This window comes from Mesorhizobium sp. M4A.F.Ca.ET.020.02.1.1, assembly GCF_004022645.1.
Lineage (GTDB): Bacteria > Pseudomonadota > Alphaproteobacteria > Rhizobiales > Rhizobiaceae > Mesorhizobium.
The window spans coordinates 1-16,285 of record NZ_RZOI01000058.1 but is presented as its reverse complement, the minus strand read 5'-3'; the positions used below and the strand labels follow the sequence as shown (position 1 = coordinate 16,285).

At 64.5% G+C, this 16,285-nt stretch carries 17 protein-coding genes; 5 read left to right on the top strand and 12 right to left on the bottom strand.

Annotation, left to right across the window (positions count from 1 at the left end; translation table 11 throughout):
• Nucleotides 1–1,155 (top strand): aminomethyltransferase family protein (locus tag EN742_RS06750; RefSeq protein WP_148670041.1); only part of this gene is annotated, 1,155 nt, incomplete at its 5' end.
• A gap of 373 nt (nucleotides 1,156–1,528) precedes the next feature.
• On the opposite strand, the gene mmsB is transcribed toward EN742_RS06750, so the two are convergent.
• On the bottom strand, nucleotides 1,529–2,413 hold the full coding sequence (gene mmsB, locus EN742_RS06745) for a 3-hydroxyisobutyrate dehydrogenase (RefSeq protein ID WP_126054120.1): 885 nt from the start codon (nucleotides 2,411–2,413) through the stop codon (nucleotides 1,529–1,531).
• Nucleotides 2,414–2,438: 25 nt separating this feature from the next.
• Nucleotides 2,439–3,605 carry an isobutyryl-CoA dehydrogenase gene (locus EN742_RS06740; RefSeq protein WP_126054121.1) on the bottom strand — a complete coding sequence of 389 codons (1,167 nt, stop codon included), beginning with the start codon at nucleotides 3,603–3,605 and terminating at the stop codon, nucleotides 2,439–2,441.
• Nucleotides 3,606–3,743: 138 nt separating this feature from the next.
• Here EN742_RS06740 and EN742_RS06735 point away from each other — a divergent pair, with 138 nt between their 5' ends.
• Nucleotides 3,744–4,358 carry a dimethylsulfonioproprionate lyase family protein gene (locus tag EN742_RS06735; RefSeq protein ID WP_126059053.1) on the top strand — a complete coding sequence of 205 codons (615 nt, stop codon included), beginning with the start codon at nucleotides 3,744–3,746 and terminating at the stop codon, nucleotides 4,356–4,358.
• On the top strand, nucleotides 4,358–5,836 hold the full coding sequence (locus tag EN742_RS06730; RefSeq protein ID WP_126054122.1) for a cobyric acid synthase: 1,479 nt from the start codon (nucleotides 4,358–4,360) through the stop codon (nucleotides 5,834–5,836). Before EN742_RS06735 ends, EN742_RS06730 begins: the two co-directional genes overlap by 1 nt.
• On the opposite strand, the gene EN742_RS06725 is transcribed toward EN742_RS06730, so the two are convergent.
• From EN742_RS06725 to EN742_RS06710, 4 genes are all read right to left on the bottom strand, one after another.
• The gene (locus EN742_RS06725) at nucleotides 5,833–6,255 is read right to left on the bottom strand and encodes a VOC family protein (protein WP_126054123.1); all 423 of its coding nucleotides are present in this window, start codon (nucleotides 6,253–6,255) and stop codon (nucleotides 5,833–5,835) included. The two genes, EN742_RS06730 and EN742_RS06725, sit on opposite strands and share 4 nt — an antisense overlap.
• A gap of 91 nt (nucleotides 6,256–6,346) precedes the next feature.
• The gene (locus tag EN742_RS06720; protein ID WP_126054124.1) at nucleotides 6,347–7,171 is read right to left on the bottom strand and encodes a helix-turn-helix domain-containing protein; all 825 of its coding nucleotides are present in this window, start codon (nucleotides 7,169–7,171) and stop codon (nucleotides 6,347–6,349) included.
• 103 nt (nucleotides 7,172–7,274) lie between these two features.
• A complete protein-coding gene (locus EN742_RS06715) occupies nucleotides 7,275–7,445 on the bottom strand; it encodes a hypothetical protein (protein WP_126054125.1) in 171 nt (56 codons plus the stop codon).
• A gap of 51 nt (nucleotides 7,446–7,496) precedes the next feature.
• Nucleotides 7,497–8,282 (bottom strand): TSUP family transporter, encoded by a 786-nt coding sequence (locus EN742_RS06710; protein WP_126054126.1) that lies wholly within the window; start codon nucleotides 8,280–8,282, stop codon nucleotides 7,497–7,499.
• 114 nt (nucleotides 8,283–8,396) lie between these two features.
• Here EN742_RS06710 and EN742_RS06705 point away from each other — a divergent pair, with 114 nt between their 5' ends.
• On the top strand, nucleotides 8,397–8,828 hold the full coding sequence (locus EN742_RS06705; RefSeq protein WP_126054127.1) for a TerB family tellurite resistance protein: 432 nt from the start codon (nucleotides 8,397–8,399) through the stop codon (nucleotides 8,826–8,828).
• 33 nt (nucleotides 8,829–8,861) lie between these two features.
• Here EN742_RS06705 and EN742_RS06700 read toward each other — a convergent pair whose 3' ends face one another.
• The 5 genes from EN742_RS06700 to EN742_RS06680 form a co-directional block, all read right to left on the bottom strand.
• A complete protein-coding gene (locus EN742_RS06700) occupies nucleotides 8,862–10,484 on the bottom strand; it encodes a dipeptide ABC transporter ATP-binding protein (RefSeq protein ID WP_127400323.1) in 1,623 nt (540 codons plus the stop codon).
• Entirely contained in the window at nucleotides 10,481–11,350 is an 870-nt protein-coding gene (locus EN742_RS06695; protein ID WP_126054129.1) for an ABC transporter permease, read from the bottom strand. Before EN742_RS06695 ends, EN742_RS06700 begins: the two co-directional genes overlap by 4 nt.
• A complete protein-coding gene (locus EN742_RS06690; protein ID WP_126054130.1) occupies nucleotides 11,347–12,294 on the bottom strand; it encodes an ABC transporter permease in 948 nt (315 codons plus the stop codon). Before EN742_RS06690 ends, EN742_RS06695 begins: the two co-directional genes overlap by 4 nt.
• 256 nt (nucleotides 12,295–12,550) lie before the next feature.
• Nucleotides 12,551–14,029: an ABC transporter substrate-binding protein gene (locus EN742_RS06685; RefSeq protein ID WP_126054131.1), complete on the bottom strand. Its 1,479-nt coding sequence runs from the start codon at nucleotides 14,027–14,029 to the stop codon at nucleotides 12,551–12,553.
• A 129-nt stretch (nucleotides 14,030–14,158) separates the two neighbouring features.
• A complete protein-coding gene (locus tag EN742_RS06680) occupies nucleotides 14,159–15,439 on the bottom strand; it encodes an acetylornithine deacetylase/succinyl-diaminopimelate desuccinylase family protein (protein ID WP_126054132.1) in 1,281 nt (426 codons plus the stop codon).
• A gap of 222 nt (nucleotides 15,440–15,661) precedes the next feature.
• Between EN742_RS06680 and EN742_RS06675 the strand changes: the two genes are divergently transcribed.
• Complete coding sequence (locus EN742_RS06675) at nucleotides 15,662–16,093, top strand: L,D-transpeptidase (protein ID WP_126054133.1); 432 nt, start codon at nucleotides 15,662–15,664, stop codon at nucleotides 16,091–16,093.
• Here the strand turns inward: EN742_RS06675 and EN742_RS38610 are convergent.
• A partial coding sequence (locus tag EN742_RS38610) for a hypothetical protein (RefSeq protein WP_210214433.1) occupies nucleotides 16,083–16,285 on the bottom strand: 203 nt, incomplete at its 5' end. The genes EN742_RS06675 and EN742_RS38610 overlap by 11 nt on opposite strands.

Below are 16,285 nucleotides of genomic sequence, written 5' to 3'. Positions count from 1 at the left end.
TCCTACGATCGCCTGAGCCAGCTCGGCGCGGTATGGGACGTGTTGAACGGCTGGGAGATGCCGAGCTGGTTCGCGCCCGCGGGTGTCGAAGCGCGAAACATCTATGGCTGGCGCTGGACCCCCAAAGGCAACCACGTCGCCGAGGAAGTCCAGGCCGTCCGTCAGGCCGTGGGGCTGGTCGAGATGACGCCGATGACCAAGTTCGAGGTCAGCGGCCCAGGCACCGAGGCCTGGCTCGACGGAATCCTTGCCAACAAGCTGCCTCGTCCCGGTCGTGTCGCCCTTGCCCATCACCTGACGCGGGCCGGTGGCGTGCAGGCCGAGTATGTGGTGGCGCGGCTGCAGAACGGTCTGTTCTACCTCATATCGACGCCGCGCGCCGAGCGCTGCAATTTTGACGACTTGAGCCGGCTGCTGCCGCAGAGCGGCAACGTGCAGCTTCGCAATGTCACCGACGATCGCGGCAGCTTCACAATCGTTGGACCGAAGGCGCGGGAGGTATTGCAGCCGCTGACGGAAGTCGATCTCTCCAACGAGGCCTTCCCATGGTTCAGCGTGCGGTCCGGGACCGTCGGCCTGGCCAGCGACGTGCGCCTGCTGCGCGTCAACTACTCAGGCGAACTGGGATGGGAGCTCTATCATCCGCTCTGTTATCAGCGGCATCTGCTGGACGCGCTTCTGGCGTCGGGCGAGGCGCACGGGCTCAGACCGGTTGGACTTCAAGCACTGGAGTCCCTGCGTCTCGACAAGTCCTACCGGGCCATGTACCGCGACATGAATCCCGAACTGTCGGCCTGGGAAAGCGGTCTTGACCGCTTCGTCAGCCTCGACAAGGGGGACTTCATCGGCCGGGCGGCGCTGGTCGCGAAACAGAAGCAGGGGACGGGACGCCGGATCGCCACTCTGTCGATCGATACCGACGGTGCCAGCGCTTTCGCCTTCGAGGGTGTTTACCGCGATGGCGAGCTCGTCGGCCATGTCACCTCGGCAGGCTATTCCTATAGTTTTTGTCACGACATCGCACTTGCGCTGCTGCCTCTCGAACTCGCCGCGCCCGGCACCGAACTGGAAGTTTCAATCCTTGGCGAGCGCCGCTCGGCAAAGGTGATTGCCGACTCGCCCTACGATCCGGAAGGTCTGCGCGGGCGCATGTAAGCATCCCCGGGCAGGAATGTCGGACTGATAGGCGATCCCAAGATCGCCGTACGCCGGGCTCTGGCAACGAAGACCACGCGCTAATTCCGACCGCGGCAATCGAAATACAGGCGGTGCAAAACGCAAAAACCGCGTCCCATCGGGAACGCGGCTTTGCCAGATACGCATGGCGTTTCGCTACAAGCGACTTGCGAAACTTACGGGCTCCGGTACGCGAGACCTGATCCGGAGCGCCGGGCGGATGCGATATGTCCGCCTCGCAGTCCGTTTTATAGGCACATCGTTACCGGCCGGTTATCGAGACCTTAAGCAAATCTAAATTTGCCGGTTTCTGACCGAAAAAACTCGCTAATAAGCCTGTGAAAGCAGGGCGTTATGCCTGATTGCCGCGTAGGAAATTTATAATGCCGGAAAAATCGGCGCCGGCATTTCCCTGCGCGTTGAACAGCGCGTAGAGCTGCGTCGCCCCGGCCCCGAGCGGCGTCACCGCGCCGGCGCCTTGCGCTGCCTCCTGCGACAGCTTCAAATCCTTCAGCATGAGGGCGGCGGCGAAGCCCGGCTTGTAGTCGCGGTTGGCGGGCGAGGCCGGCACCGGCCCTGGCACCGGGCAATATGTGGTGAGTGACCAGCATTGGCCCGACGAGGTCGAGGCGACGTCGAACAGCGCCTGGTGCGACAGTCCGAGCTTTTCCGCCAGCACGAAGGCTTCGGCGACGCCGATCATCGAGATGCCGAGGATCATGTTGTTGCAGATCTTGGCCGCCTGTCCGGCGCCGTCGTCGCCGCAATGGACGATGCGGCCAGCCATCGGCTTCAGGGCCGGCTCGGCCTTGGCGAAGGCGTCCTTCGAGCCGCCGGCCATAAAGGTCAACGTGCCGGCGGTGGCGCCGCCTGTGCCGCCCGAGACCGGCGCGTCGATCGACAGCAGGCCGTGCTTGCTGGCGATAGCGTGGGCCTTGCGCGCCGATTCGACGTCGATGGTGGAAGAGTCGATGAACAGCGCGCCTTTCTTCGCCTTGGGCGCGATGTCCTCATAGACCGACAGCACATGCTTGCCGGCAGGCAGCATGGTTATGACGACATCGGCGTCCTTCACCGCGGCAGGGGCGTTGGCCATGACGGTCACGCCGTGCTCCTTGGCGACGGTGAGGTTCTCCGGCACCAGGTCGAAGCCGTGCACAGAATGCCCGGCCTTGACCAGGTTGGCGGCCATCGGATTGCCCATATTACCCAAGCCGATGAAGGCGATGGTTGCCATCGTTTTTCTCCCGAAATTGTCTGGTTCAGCGCCCGATCAGCGCGCGTGCGATGATGACGCGCATGATCTCGTTAGTGCCTTCGAGGATCTGGTGGACGCGCAGGTCGCGCACCAGTTTCTCGACGCCGTAATCGTGTAGATAGCCATAGCCGCCATGCAACTGCAGCGCCTCGTTGGCGACGTCGAAGCCGACATCGGTGACGAAGCGCTTGGCCATCGCCGACCATTTGCCGGCGTCGGGCGCCTTGCGGTCGAGCTTCGAAGCGGCGGCGTAGAGGAAGATGCGCGCCGCCTGCAACTCGGTCTCCATGTCGGCCAGCCTGAACTGCAGCGCCTGGAACTGGTTGATCTTCGAGCCGAAGGCCTTGCGCTCGCCTGTATAGGATAAAGCCTTGTCGAGCGCCGACTGCGCGCCGCCGAGCGAGCAGGCGGCGATGTTCAGCCGGCCGCCGTCGAGGCCGGCCATGGCGATGCCGAAGCCTGCGCCTTCCGTGGCGAGCAGGTTCTCGACCGGCACCTTGCAATCCTCGAAGATGACCTGGCGGGTCGACTGCATGTGCCAGCCCATCTTGTGCTCGTTGGCGCCGAAGGAGAGGCCTGGTGCATCCTTGGGCACGACGAAGGTCGAGATGCCTTTCGGTCCGTCGGCACCGGTGCGGGCCATGACGACATAGAGGTCGCTGTCGCCGGCGCCGGAGATGAACTGCTTGGCGCCGTTGAGCACATAGTCGCCGCCGCTTTTCACCGCGCGCGTCTTCAGCGCCGCGGCATCCGAGCCGGAGCCCGGCTCGGTCAGGCAATAGCTCGCCAGCCATTCCATCGAGGTCAGCATCGGCAAGAAACGCTGGCGCTGCTCCTCGCTGCCGAAGCGGTCGATCATCGACGCCGCCATGTTGTGGATCGAGATGAAGGAGGAAAATGCCGGGTCGGCGCGGGCGAGCGCCTCGAAGATCAGCACGGCATCGAGCCGCCCGAGGGCCGAACCGCCAACGTCGTCGCGGACATAGATGCCGCCGAGGCCGAGCGGCCCGGTTTCGCGAATCACGTCGGCCGGGAAATGTTTCGCACGGTCCCAGTCGAGCGCGTTCGGTGCGACACGGTCGGCGGCGAAGGCCTCGGCCATCTCTTGGATGGCGCGCTGCTCCTCGGTGAGTTCGAATTGGCTGGTGCTCGCATCGACCGCGGCGTCCATGGCGTGCTCCCTGTCGTTTTAGGCCTTCTGGCCTGTCGTTTTTGGCTTTGCGCGCCAGTCAATCTAGACCAATGATGCCGCCGCGCAACCCGCCCGGTCGCGGAGCGGCTGTGCATGGATGGACCAACGGAGCATGGCGTGACGACAGTCTTCGACGAACTGCTCGATCGTTTCCACGCCTATCTCAGGACCGTGGACAGCGCTCTGGTCAGCGACGCCGTCGCCCGCATCGATTGGGGCATGCCGGTGCGTCCGCTGCAGCCGCGTCGGCTCGCCTGCCTGCGCCATCTCGATCGCATCGCCGAACTTGCGCCGCCGGACATCCGGCCCCTGACGCGATTCGTGGCGGAGCATCGCGGCGATCTGCGCTGGGGCCAAACCTACAGCGTCTCGGATTTCGGCCGGGCGTTCCTGGACAATTACGGCTGGCTGGAGGTTTTCGGCACGCGCGGCCATTTCGTCAATGACGAGGTCGCGGCCGGCTTGCTGATCCTCGGGCCCGCGATCGTCTATCCCGACCACCATCACATTGCCGAGGAGATCTACATTCCGCTGACCGGCAGCACGGAGTGGCACAAGGGCGAAAGCGGATTTCACGTTCGCGAAGCCGGCGAGGTGATCCACCATCCTTCGAACGTCAGCCATGCCATGCGAACGGGCCAGGAGCCGCTGCTCGCGCTCTACATCTGGCGTGGCGGGCCGCTGGCGCAGAAGTCGACAATCCCGGGCACCGTCACGCAAGGCAGGGGCTGATGGCGGCCAAAGCGATCATGCTGCAAGGCACCGGCTCCGATGTCGGCAAGAGCGTGCTGGTCGCGGGGCTCTGTCGTGCGGCGAAGAAGCGTGGGCTGAAGGTGCGGCCGTTCAAGCCGCAGAACATGTCGAACAATGCCGCCGTCGCCGACATTCCCGGCAACAACAAGGCCGGTGGCGGCGAGATCGGCCGCGCGCAATGGCTGCAAGCGATCGCCTGCGGCGTGACGCCGACCGTCCACATGAACCCGGTGCTGCTCAAACCGCAGAGCGATGTCGGCTCGCAGGTCGTGGTGCAGGGCAAGGTGTTCGGCGAGGCTAGGGCGCGCGACTACCAGGCGATGAAAGGCCGGCTGATGGACGCCGTGCTGGACTCATGGGCGAAGGTCGGCGAGGGCGCCGATCTCATCATCGTCGAAGGCGCGGGCTCACCAGCCGAGATCAATCTCCGCAGCCGCGACATCGCCAATATGGGTTTCGCGACGCGCGCAAATGTGCCGGTGGTGCTGGTCGGCGATATCGATCGCGGCGGCGTCATCGCTTCGGTCGTCGGCACCCATCTCATCCTGCCGGACGAGGACCGGCGCATGATCGTCGGCTACCTCATCAACAAGTTCCGCGGCGACGTCTCGCTGTTCGACGACGGCATCGAGGCGATCGGAAAGTTCACCGGCTGGCCTTGCTTCGGTGTGGTGCCGTGGCTGAAGGCGGCGGCGAGGCTGCCTTCCGAGGATTCGGTGGTGCTGGAACGGCTGGCATCCGGCGAGAAGCGGGCGCTGAAGGTGGCAGTGCCGATGCTTTCGCGCATCGCCAATTTCGACGATCTCGATCCATTGAAGGCCGAACCGCAGGTCGAGGTGGTGTTCGTGCCGCCCGGCAAGCCGTTGCCCGCGGATGCGGGATTGGTGGTCATTCCCGGCTCGAAGTCGACGATCGGCGATCTCATGAAGTTCCGGGAGAATGGCTGGGACCACGATCTCCTCGCCCATCGCAAGCGGGGCGGCCATGTCGTCGGCATCTGCGGCGGCTTCCAGATGCTCGGCCGCAAGGTCAGCGATCCCGCCGGCATCGAGGGCAGCGTTACCGAGGCGGAGGGGCTCGGCCTGCTCGACATCGAAACAGTGATGGAACCGGAAAAGACCGTGCGCAATGTCAGCGCCCGCTCGGTGCAGTTCGATCTGCCGCTGGAAGGCTACGAGATCCATCTCGGCCGCACCACCGGCCCGGACATGGCGCGGCCGTCCGCCGTCATCAACGGCATCGATGACGGGGCGATCTCCGCCGATGGCAAGGTGGTTGGCACCTATCTGCACGGGCTGTTTTCCGCAGACGCCTTCCGGGCAAGGTTCCTGGAAAGCCTCGGCGTCAAAGGCGGCGGTATCGACTATCGCGCCGATGTCGAGCGGGCGCTGGACGAGGTCGCGGCCGAACTGGAAACCCATCTCGACTGCGACGCAATTTTTGGCCTGGCCCGTTAGCTGGCGGCGTCTCCTGCCTTCGGCCAGTAGGTGCCAAACGACCAGACACTGCCTTCCGGGTCGCGGCAGATGAACTCGCGGCTGCCATAGTCGCGATCGGTCAGTTCCTGCAGGATCGTGGCGCCGGCCTTTCTTGCCCTGGCGTAGGCGGCATCGGCGTCTTCCACCGCGACATAGATCGACTTGCCGCCGCCGGCGCCCGGCTCGCCGACCATCTTGCCGTAGTCGTCGTCACGCGCGGTGCCGAGCATGATCATCGAGGCGCCGAAGACGAGCTCGGCGTGATGCACGACGTCGCCCTCGCCATAGCGGGCGCGCACGGTGAAGCCGAAGGCATCGCACAGCCAGTCGATCATTCCGGCGGCATTCCTGTAGCGCAGAGCGGGGTAGAGACGAGGTGCTTCGTTCGCGGTCGACATGGCAATCTCCCTGGTGTCGGTTGATGGTATCCAGTCTCGGCGAAGGCCGCCGCGGCGTCTTGAAGAAATGTTACCTCGGTGGAGAAAGAGACTATGCGAGCGCGGTTGGCGTCTCGCCGGCGAGATCGCGGAATTCGCGCACCAGATGCGCCTGGTCAGCATAGCCGCAATCGGCGGCGATCCCCGCCCAGTCGTCGAGCTGATGCTTGGACAGCGAGAGCGCCCGGTTGAAGCGCACGATGCGCGACAGCGTTTTCGGCCCGATGCCGATCGCGTCGGAAAATTTCGCCGCGAGATGCTTGCGGCTCCAGCCGAGCTGATCGGCAAGCACGGAGACCCGCGTGCGTCCGCCAGAGCCAATGACTTGCCGGTAGGCCCAGGCGATCTCGGCTGACATCCGCTTCGCCTCCGCCAGCCTTGCTGCGACGAAGCTCTCGGCAATCGCGAAACGCGTGCCCCAATCCCGTGCCTCGCCAAGCCTTTCGCGCAGCGCGATGCCTTCGAGGCCAAGCACATCGTCGAGCCCGACCATGCGGTCGGTCAGCTCGCTCATCGGCAGGCCGAAGAAGCGGCGGGCGCCGAGCGGGGTGAAGTTGATCTGGACGCAGCAGGCGCGGCCGAAGGATTGGATTACCACCGGCCCGGCAAAGAGGCCGGCGGCAAAGCTGGCGAAGCGATCGTTGTCGCCGGGGTCGCGCCCAAGCCCGATGGCGAAGGGCTCGGCGAAGCTGATGACCAGCGGCACGGTCAGCGAAGCATATTCGACATTGCGGGAGCAGACGGGCAGCATCTCGCGATAGCCGCAAAGGTCGGTGACTGCGCCTGCAAGCGAAGCGTCAGCCGCTCGCCGCACCATCTCGAACCTCGCGGCTAAAGAATGGTCCTGTTCATGACGGCGCTCTGTCTCGATCGACATCGGCAATCCTCGCCCGCCAAATCTAGCAGACCACATTCCGAAATCAAAAGCGCCCGGCTTGTGGCCGGGCGCTTCGGTTACCTGAGATCTGAATGTGCCTGACTTAAGCGCCGCGCATCATGCAGCCGGCGGCAAGCACGATGTAGCCGATGAGAACAATCCACACTGCGGCAAGAGGAATGAACGCAAGAACGCCAAGAGCGGCGAGAACGCCGATGATGGCGATGACAAGGGAGATAATGAAAATAAGCTGAGTAGGCGCACTGAGATTCATGTGTGGCTCCTCCAACATGATTCGTACGCCGGCATTGTATCAGCGGGGCCGTCACACACCAATGAGCAGGCGCAACGGGTTCGCCGGGTCGGCCAGGAGCTTCACCGCCAGTGCCACGCAGACGACGACCAGCAGCGGCTTGATCAGTCTCGCGCCGATACGGATGGCAAGGCTGGCGCCGAGGCGGGCGCCGAAGAACTGGGCAACGCCCATCATCAGGCCGATCTTCCAGTAGACGACGCCGACGGCGGCGAAGACGGCGAAGCCGCCGATGTTGGAGGCGAAGTTGAGCAGCTTGGTGTGCGCCGTCGCTTTCAGCACGCCGTAGCCAGCGAGCGCAACGAAGGCCAGCATGAGGAACGAGCCGGTGCCCGGGCCGAACAGGCCGTCATAGAAGCCGATGGCTGGCACGACCGTGAGTCCGAACAGAAAGGGCGAAAGCCGCTCGGCGCGGTCGACATCGCCCATGTTGGGCTTGACGGCGAAATAGAGTGCAATCGCGATCAGCAGCAGCGGAAGCAGGGCGCGTAACACGTCGCCGGGCACGATTGTCGCCAGCGAAGCACCGGCCGCGCTCCCGGCGAGTGCCAGGACGGCGGACGGAAGCTGACGGCGGACATCGACATGGCCATTCGCGGCATAGTGGATGGTCGCCGAACCGGAGCCGAACATGCCTTGCAGCTTATTGGTTCCCAGCGTCTCGAGCGGCGAGAAGCCGGCAAGAAGCAGTGCCGGAATGGTGATCAGAGCGCCGCCGCCGGCGATGGAATCGATGAAGCCGGCGGCAAAGGCGGCAAACGCGAGCATGACGACGGTGTGGGTGGCAAGATCGAGCATCGGGGGCTGCAAGGGTTGCGGCGAGGGGGACGGCAGGTTCCATCATGCCCGTCCCATTTGCGCAAGGCCGATTCCGCGCTAACTATCTGCGACGGAATCGCAAAGGGGAGGCCGATGGCAATGGCATTGCTCGACCAGATACGCTCGATCTTCGACGGCGATCCCGGCGTACGTAAGGTCGCGGACGATCCGGTCCTGTCGGCGGAATTGTTGATGCTGTTCCGCATGATCCTGGCCGATGGTTCCGTCTCGGAGAGCGAGATGGTCGCCTTCCGGCGCATCTGCAAGGAGGCGTTCGGCATTCCCGAGACGAGCATCGACAGCGTCATCGAATATCTCAACGACTTCGGCTACGAGACCAATGGTTCGCAGGCGATCGCGCTGTTCCGCGACCTCGACGTCGAGCGGCGCAAGCTGCTCGCCCAACACATGGCCGAGATCGCCAAGGCCGATTCGAAGCTGGCCGAGAACGAGGTCAAGCTCCTGCGCCGCACGCTCGACCTGCTCGACATCAGCCCGGTCGATGTTGTGAAGCCGCAGGAATAGCCGGATTCGATGGCAGACGGCGCGTCTGGCCGCCTATCCCTGTTCCTGCAGCCTCCGCGCGATTGCCTGGTGCAGATCGGGCGCGGCTTTCACCAGCGCCTTGGCCGCGTCGGACTGCGGGTTGTCGAGCACCGCGCCGGTCTTGCCGCGCTCGACGATCCTGCCTTCGTGCATGACCAGCACCTCGTCGGTGATGGCGCGGGCGACGGTCAGGTCATGAGTGATGAACAAGTAGGCGATGCCGAGCTTCTGGTTGAGCTCGGCGAACAGGTCGAGGATCTGGGCGCGGATCGAAACGTCGAGCGCCGAGACCGGCTCGTCGGCCACGACCAGCTTGGGGCGGGGGATGATGGCGCGCGCGATCGACAGGCGCTGGCGCTGGCCGCCCGAGAATTCGTGCGGATATTTGTCCATGTCGCGCGGCCCGAGGCCAACCTCGTGCAGCGCGTGCGCCACGAGCTCGCGCCGCTCGGCGTTGGCCGGTTTTTTGGCCAGCACATGCAGCGGCTCGGCGACCAGTTTCTCGACCTTCTGGCGCGGATCGAAGGAGCCGTAGGGGTCCTGGAATACGACCTGCATGTCGCGCCGCACCGGCTTCAGCTCCGCCTCGCTGCTGCCGGTGATGGTCTCGTCGCAGAAACGGATCGTTCCCGAGGTCGATTTGTCCAGCGCCAGGATCATGCGGGCAAGCGTGGACTTGCCGCAGCCTGAACGTCCGACCAGGGCCACCGACTGGCCAGGTTCTATCGACAGCGAGACGTCGTCGACGGCGCGGAAGGGAGCGGCGCGCCGGAACAGCGAGCTGCGTCGTCCCGGATAGTCGCGGGTCACCCCTTCGACTTGCAGCAGGGGCCTGGCCGAGCCGGCGACGTGGGTTCGGGGGCGGGCCGGCACATGCATGGAAGCCTGCGCCAGCTGACGCGTGTAAGGATGGAGCTGCTCAGACAGCGTGCGTGCCGTGTCGCCGGCTTCCATCACCTCGCCATGGCGCAGGATGGTGATCTTGTCGGCCATCTCGGTCACCACCGCGAGGTCGTGCGAGATCAGCAGCAGGCCCATGCGGTTTTCCGCCACGAGGTCGCGCAACAGATCGAGGATCTGCGCCTGCAGCACCACATCGAGCGCCGTGGTCGGCTCGTCGGCGATCAGGAGCTTGGGTTTCAGCGCGCAGGCGATTGCAATGACGACGCGCTGGCGCTGGCCGCCGGACAGCTCGTGCGGATAGCGCGACAGCGGGAATTTTGCCTCGGGCAGGCCGACCCGGTCGAGCACCTTGCGCGCCCGCTCCTCGGCTTCGGCGCGGCTTGCCTTGGTATGCCAGCGGATGCCTTCGGCGACCTGCTCGCCGATCGTCTTGACCGGATTGAGCGCCGTCATCGGCTCCTGGAACACCATGCCGATGTCGTCGCCGCGCAGCGCGCACATCTGGTCCTCGCTCGCCGCCAGGATATCGAGGCCGTCGAAGGCGACGCGCCCGCCGGCACGCGCCGCGAAGGGCAGAAGCCGCATCACGGTGAGCGCCGTCATCGACTTGCCCGAGCCGGACTCGCCGACAAGCCCCATGACCTCGCCCGGTGCCACGGCAAGCTCGACCCCCTTCAGGATCGGCGTGTCGCCGATCGCCAGCGACAGGTTCTCGATCTCGAGCAGGCTCATCGCTGCCGCCGCGATTTCGGGTCGAGGATGTCGGCGATGCCGTCCCCCAGCAGGTTGAGGCCGAGCACGGTGACGACGATCGCCATGCCCGGAAAGATCGCCATCCACGGCGCCACGACCATGCGCGTCTGCGCGTCGAACAGCATGCGACCCCAGCTCGGCATCGGCGGCTGCGCGCCGAGGCCGACATAGGAAAGGCCGGCTTCGGCAAGGATGCCCAGCGCGAACTGGATGGTGCCTTGCACCAGGAGCAACGTGGCGATGTTTGGCAGGATGTGCTCGATGGTGATCAGCGTTGGCCCCTTGCCGGCGGCACGCGCGGCCAGGATGAATTCACGCGGCCAGATGGCGAGAGCGCCGGCGCGGGCGACGCGCGCGAAAACGGGAATGTTGAAGATGCCGATGGCGATGATGGCGTTGATCGCGCCCGGCCCGAAGATGGCGGTGATCATGATCGCCGACAGCAGCGCGGGGAAGGCGAAGACGAGGTCGTTCAGCCGCATCAGCGCCTCGTCGGCGAGGCCGCCGCGCGCGGCGGCAAAGGCGCCGAGCGGCACGCCGACGCCCATGCCGATGCCGACCGCGACCAGCGCCACGGCGATCGAGTTGCGGGCGCCGACCATGATCATCGACAGGATGTCGCGGCCGAAATGGTCGGTGCCGAACCAGTGCGCCCATGAAGGCGTCAGGGTCTTGTCCGAGATCACCAGCCTGGTGACATCATAGGGCGTCCAGACATAGGAGAGCATCGCTATCGCCGCCACCAGCGCGGTGATGGCGAAGCCGACGAGGAAGGACCGGTTGCGGAACGCCTTGGCCAGCAGTGCGCCAACGGTCTCTTCGGGGATGTCGACATGGAGCGTCATTGCCGGCTTCTCAGGCGCGGATCGACGACCGCATAGGAGAGGTCGACGAGGAGGTTGACGGCGATGACGGCGGCGACCAGCAGCATGACGACGCTTTCGACGACGATCAGGTCGCGCTGCGTGATGGCCTGGAACACCAACCGTCCAAGGCCGGGCAGGTAGAAGACGTTCTCGATAATGATGGTGCCGGCGAGCAGGAAGGCGAATTGCAAACCGAGAATGGTGAGTACCGGGATCATGGCGTTGCGCAGCGCGTGCCGCCAGAGCACGGCGCGGTATGGCATGCCCTTGGCGCGGGCGGTGCGGACATAGTCCTCGTGCAGCACCTCGATCAGTGCCGAGCGGGCGACGCGGGCAAGGATCGCGGCTTGCGGCAGGGCAAGGGCGACCGCCGGCAGAAGCAGCGATTTCAGCGCCGGCCAGGCACCGGCGCCCCAGCCGGGAAAGCCGCCGGCCGGCACCAGTCGCAGCCAGACGGCGAAGAGATAGATCAGCATCAGCGCGAACCAGAAGTTCGGCACGGCGACGCCGAGTTGGGCGGCGCCCATGGCGATAGCGTCGCCGGCCCGGCCGTGGCGGCTGGCGGAATAAATCCCGACCGGAATGGCGATAGCGGTGGACAGCGCCAGCGCGATCAGCGCCAGCGGCAGCGAGACGACGACGCGTTCGCGCACGAGATCGATAACCGGCACCGAATAGGTGTAGGAGCGGCCGAAATCGAGGCTGAGCAACCCGCCCGCCCAATGCAGGTAACGCAAGGCCAGCGGCGCGTTGAGCCCTATCTGGTTGCGCAGCACCTCGACCTGCTCGGCGCTGGCGTTCATGCCCAGCATCAGCCGCGCCGGGTCGCCGGGGATGATCTCCAGCACCGCGAACACCACCATGGAGGCCAGCACCAGCGTGGCGGCGGCGATGATCAGACGCTTGAGGAGGTAGGCACTCATGGAAGGCTGACCGCCCGGGCTTCGTCATCCTGGGGCGGAGCAGGAGCGAAGCAACGTCGCGAAGACCCCAGGATCCATGACGTGACAGAGGTCGAAGAGCGCGACGATGCAGAACCCAGGTCACGCTTTCCTGTCTTCACGGATGGGCCTCCTGTATTCTGCAACGCAGAGGTCGCTCACAAGCCATGGCATGGATCCTAGGGTCTGCGCAGCCGCTGCGTGGCTGCTCCACCCTTTGATGACGAAGTGCTGGGGTTCACTCGCTCCACTTCACCTTGGTGAGATCATTGGCCTGGATCGGCGCGTTCTCCCAGAGGCCTTGCAGCTTGGCGTCCCAGACGCCGACCTTCGGCAGTTCGTAGAGGAAGCCGACCACGGCATCGTCGGCGAGGATCTTCTGCGCCTCACCGAGCAGTTCCTTGCGCTTGGCCTCGTCGGAGGTGAGGTTCAGATCGGCGATGACCTTGTCGAAAGCCGGGTTGTTGTAATTGAAGTAATAGTCCTTGCGCGAATAGATATCGATGTCGTTGGGCTCGGTGTGGGAGACGATGGTGAGGTCGTAGTCCTTCTTGGTAAATACCTGGTCCAGCCACTGCGCCCATTCAACGGGCACGATCTCCAGATCGATGCCGACGTCGCGCAACTCCGAGGCGATGATCTCGCCGCCAAGCCGGGCATAGGAAGGCGGCGGCAGCTTCAGCGTCGCCTTGAAGCCGTTCTCGAGGCCGGCTTGCTTGAGCAGTTCCTTGGCCTTGGCGACATCATGCGGATAGCGGCCGGTGAGGTCGACATAGTCCTTGTTGGCGGGCGACATGTGCGAGCCGATCGGCTGGCCGAGCCCCGCCGAGGCGCCATCGATGATCGCCTTGCGGTCGAGCGCGTAGGAGATCGCCTGCCTGACCTCGACCTTGTCGAAGGGCGGCTTCTTGTTGTTGATCGACAGGATGGTCTCGCCCTCGGTCGAGCCGATCACGACATGGAAGCGCGGATCGTCCTTGACCTGGGCGACGCTGTCGGGATCGAAGAAAGGGAAGGCCTGGATGTCGCCGGAAAGCAGGGCCGGAACGGCGGCGGCGGCATCGGGGACGATGCGGAACTCGGCCTTGTCGAGCGAGACCGGCGCGCCCCAGTAAGCGTCCGATTTCACCAGCGTGATCGACGAGCCCTTGACCCAGTCCTGGAATTTGAACGGGCCGGTGCCGATCGGCTTCTCCTTGTTGGTGTCGGCCGATTTCGGCGACACGATCACCGCGTCGCCCCAGCCCATATTGTAGAGGAAGGAGCCTTGCGGGTTCTTCAGCGTCACCTTGACGGTCGCCGGATCGACGACGTCGACCTTGTCGATCGCCGCGAACAGGCCCTTCTGCGCGTTGACCGAATTGTCGGCGCGGGCGCGGTCGAGCGAGAACTTCACATCGTCGGCGCTGAAGTCGGCACCGTCATGGAATTTGACTCCGGTATGCAGCTTGAACGTGTAGACCTTGCCGTCGTCAGAAATGCTCCAGCTTTCTGCGAGATCGGGCAGCACCTCGCCGTTCGGGCCGATGCGGGTCAGGCCTTCGAACACATTGGCGTAGAGCACTTCGTCGATCGCCGCGGCAGCACCCGCGGTCGGGTCAAGGTGCGGGGGTTCGAGCGGAATGCCGATGACGAGATCGGTACGCGCGGCAAAGGCCGAGGTGGCGGTGGCGAGTGCCAGGGCGGCGGCGGCGAGAACGGTCTTCCACAATTTCATCGGGCAACTCCCATCTGCTCAAACCGGGTGGATAGAAGCGTGATTTCGAGGTCGAGTAAATTGCGTTTCGTGCTGTCGGGCGACGCCAGGCGGAATGTTTTTCCAGAAATAGTCTGCCTGCCCTCGGGATCAGTCCGCGACAGTGCCCCTCAACAGCACGTTGAGGCCGATCGCCATCACCTTGGCCGATTCCACCATGTCGGCGATGCCGACCCATTCGTCGGGCCGGTGGGCGAGGTCGAGGATGCCGGGGCCATAGGCGATGCAGTCATAGATGTGGCCGATGCGGGCGACGTGCTTCTGGTCGTAGGTGCCCGGCGAAATCACATAGTCGGGCTCGCGGTCGAAGATCGCCATGATGCCTTGTGCCACGGCTTTCACCACAGGTGCGTCGCGCTCGGTCATCAGCGGCAGCACTTCCATCAGATCGCGGATCTCGTAGTCGAACTTCGTCCGCTCGCGCTTCAGCCGCTCCAGGATATCCGTCACCTCGCTCTTCACCGTGGCAAGGTCCTCCTCGAGCAGGAAGCGCCGATCGATGGTCAGCCGGCAGGAATCGGGCACGTTGGGCGAGGGCAGGCCGGGGCGGAAATCCTCGGTCTGGCCGCCATGGATGGAGTTGATGTTCATGGTCGAGCGCCTGGCGCCTTCGGGTACGACGGGCATGCGCGTCACCTTGCGGTCCAGCGCCGGGAACAATTCGTCCTCGAAGGCCTGCAGCACGGCGCCCATGTGGCGCACCGCATTGTCGCCGAGGAACGGCATCGAGCCATGCGCGATCTCGCCCTTGGTCTCGATCTCGGCCCACCAGACGCCGCGATGGCCAAGGCAGATGCGGTCCTTGTTCAGCGGTTCCGGAATGATGACGTGGTCGACTTTCGGCTTGGAAAAATAGCCGAGCCTGGCCAGATGGGCGACGCCGCCGAAACCGCCGGATTCCTCGTCGACCGTGGCCGAAATCTCGATGGCACCGGGGAAGTCCGGAAACACCTCCATGAAGGCCTCGGCGGCGATGATCGAGGCGGCCAGCCCGCCCTTCATGTCGCAGGCGCCGCGGCCGTAGACCTTGCCGTCCTTCACGATGCCGGCGAACGGATCGACGGTCCAGCCTACGCCAGCCTCGACGACGTCGATATGCGAGTTGAAATGCACGCATGCGCCGGGCGATCTGCCGTCGAAGCGGGCAACGACGTTGACGCGCGGGTAGCGGTCGGTGTCGCCGGGCGTGCCTTCGGCGCGGACGAACTCTGTTTCGAAGCCGCGCTTCTTCAGGCGCTCGCCGACATATTCGGCGCAGGGGCGATAGGCCTCGCCCGGCGGATTGACGGTCGGGAAACGGATCAGGTCCGCGGTCAGCGCAACGAGGTCTTCGATCCGCGCATCGACGGCCTTAAGGAGTCGTTCGGTCATTCCTGAAGTTGAGCAGCGAAGCGGGCGACTGGCAAGCGCGACGGCGAAGTCGTTGAAACTACGTGTCGCGGCGGCAACTATGGCGGGAAATTCGTTCAAATTCGCTGCTTTGGATTGGCGAATTCATCAACGAGTGTGTGTTACTTCATTCACCTGCCGTTAAAATGCTGAAAAATCGCGTGATGGCAGGCATGCAAGGGGCAATCAAAGGGGTTTGATCGCATGAAAAAGACTGTTCTCATGGCAACGATACTGGCGACCGCGCTGTTCGGCACCTCGGTCGCAGGCAAGGCTGCCGCCCTGGTGGCCAATATCGATGTATCCTCACAAACGATGACCGTCAGCAGATACGGCCAGGTGCTGTACCGCTGGAGCGTGTCCACCGCCCGCAAGGGTTACTTCACGCCGCGCGGCAGCTACCGCCCGCAGTGGACGGCCCGGATGTGGTATTCGCGCAAATACGAGATGTCGCCGATGCCATACTCAGTGTTCTTCCGTGGCGGCTACGCCATCCACGGCACCGGCGCGGTGAAGTATCTCGGGCGTCCGGCCTCGCATGGCTGCGTGCGCCTGCACACCGCCAACGCCGCGACCTTCTATTCGATGGTGCGCGAAGCGGGCTACGGCAACACGCGCATCGTCGTCACCGACTGACCTCGCGCGATTGCCTTTCGGCGCCAAAAGCGTTGCAGCAATGCCGCACTGCAACCGGAACTCGCATCGAGGCACGGTTTCCGGTGCCGGCGTCGATTGCGTAAATCTTTGGCGGTGGTAGGTATCGCAACGTTACTTTTTGATGCTTGGGGATTACAATGTATCGACTTGTTTTGAGCGCGGCGATTGCCG

Coding starts and splice junctions, on each gene's coding strand:
- mmsB (WP_126054120.1), bottom strand. CDS start 2,413: ATGGCAACCATCGCCTTCATCGGCTTGGGTAATATGGGCAATCCGATG.
- EN742_RS06740 (WP_126054121.1), bottom strand. CDS start 3,605: ATGGACGCCGCGGTCGATGCGAGCACCAGCCAATTCGAACTCACCGAG.
- EN742_RS06730 (WP_126054122.1), top strand. CDS start 4,358: ATGGCGGCCAAAGCGATCATGCTGCAAGGCACCGGCTCCGATGTCGGC.
- EN742_RS06725 (WP_126054123.1), bottom strand. CDS start 6,255: ATGTCGACCGCGAACGAAGCACCTCGTCTCTACCCCGCTCTGCGCTAC.
- EN742_RS06720 (WP_126054124.1), bottom strand. CDS start 7,171: ATGTCGATCGAGACAGAGCGCCGTCATGAACAGGACCATTCTTTAGCC.
- EN742_RS06715 (WP_126054125.1), bottom strand. CDS start 7,445: ATGAATCTCAGTGCGCCTACTCAGCTTATTTTCATTATCTCCCTTGTC.
- EN742_RS06710 (WP_126054126.1), bottom strand. CDS start 8,282: ATGCTCGATCTTGCCACCCACACCGTCGTCATGCTCGCGTTTGCCGCC.
- EN742_RS06705 (WP_126054127.1), top strand. CDS start 8,397: ATGGCAATGGCATTGCTCGACCAGATACGCTCGATCTTCGACGGCGAT.
- EN742_RS06700 (WP_127400323.1), bottom strand. CDS start 10,484: ATGAGCCTGCTCGAGATCGAGAACCTGTCGCTGGCGATCGGCGACACG.
- EN742_RS06695 (WP_126054129.1), bottom strand. CDS start 11,350: ATGACGCTCCATGTCGACATCCCCGAAGAGACCGTTGGCGCACTGCTG.
- EN742_RS06690 (WP_126054130.1), bottom strand. CDS start 12,294: ATGAGTGCCTACCTCCTCAAGCGTCTGATCATCGCCGCCGCCACGCTG.
- EN742_RS06685 (WP_126054131.1), bottom strand. CDS start 14,029: ATGAAATTGTGGAAGACCGTTCTCGCCGCCGCCGCCCTGGCACTCGCC.
- EN742_RS06680 (WP_126054132.1), bottom strand. CDS start 15,439: ATGACCGAACGACTCCTTAAGGCCGTCGATGCGCGGATCGAAGACCTC.
- EN742_RS06675 (WP_126054133.1), top strand. CDS start 15,662: ATGAAAAAGACTGTTCTCATGGCAACGATACTGGCGACCGCGCTGTTC.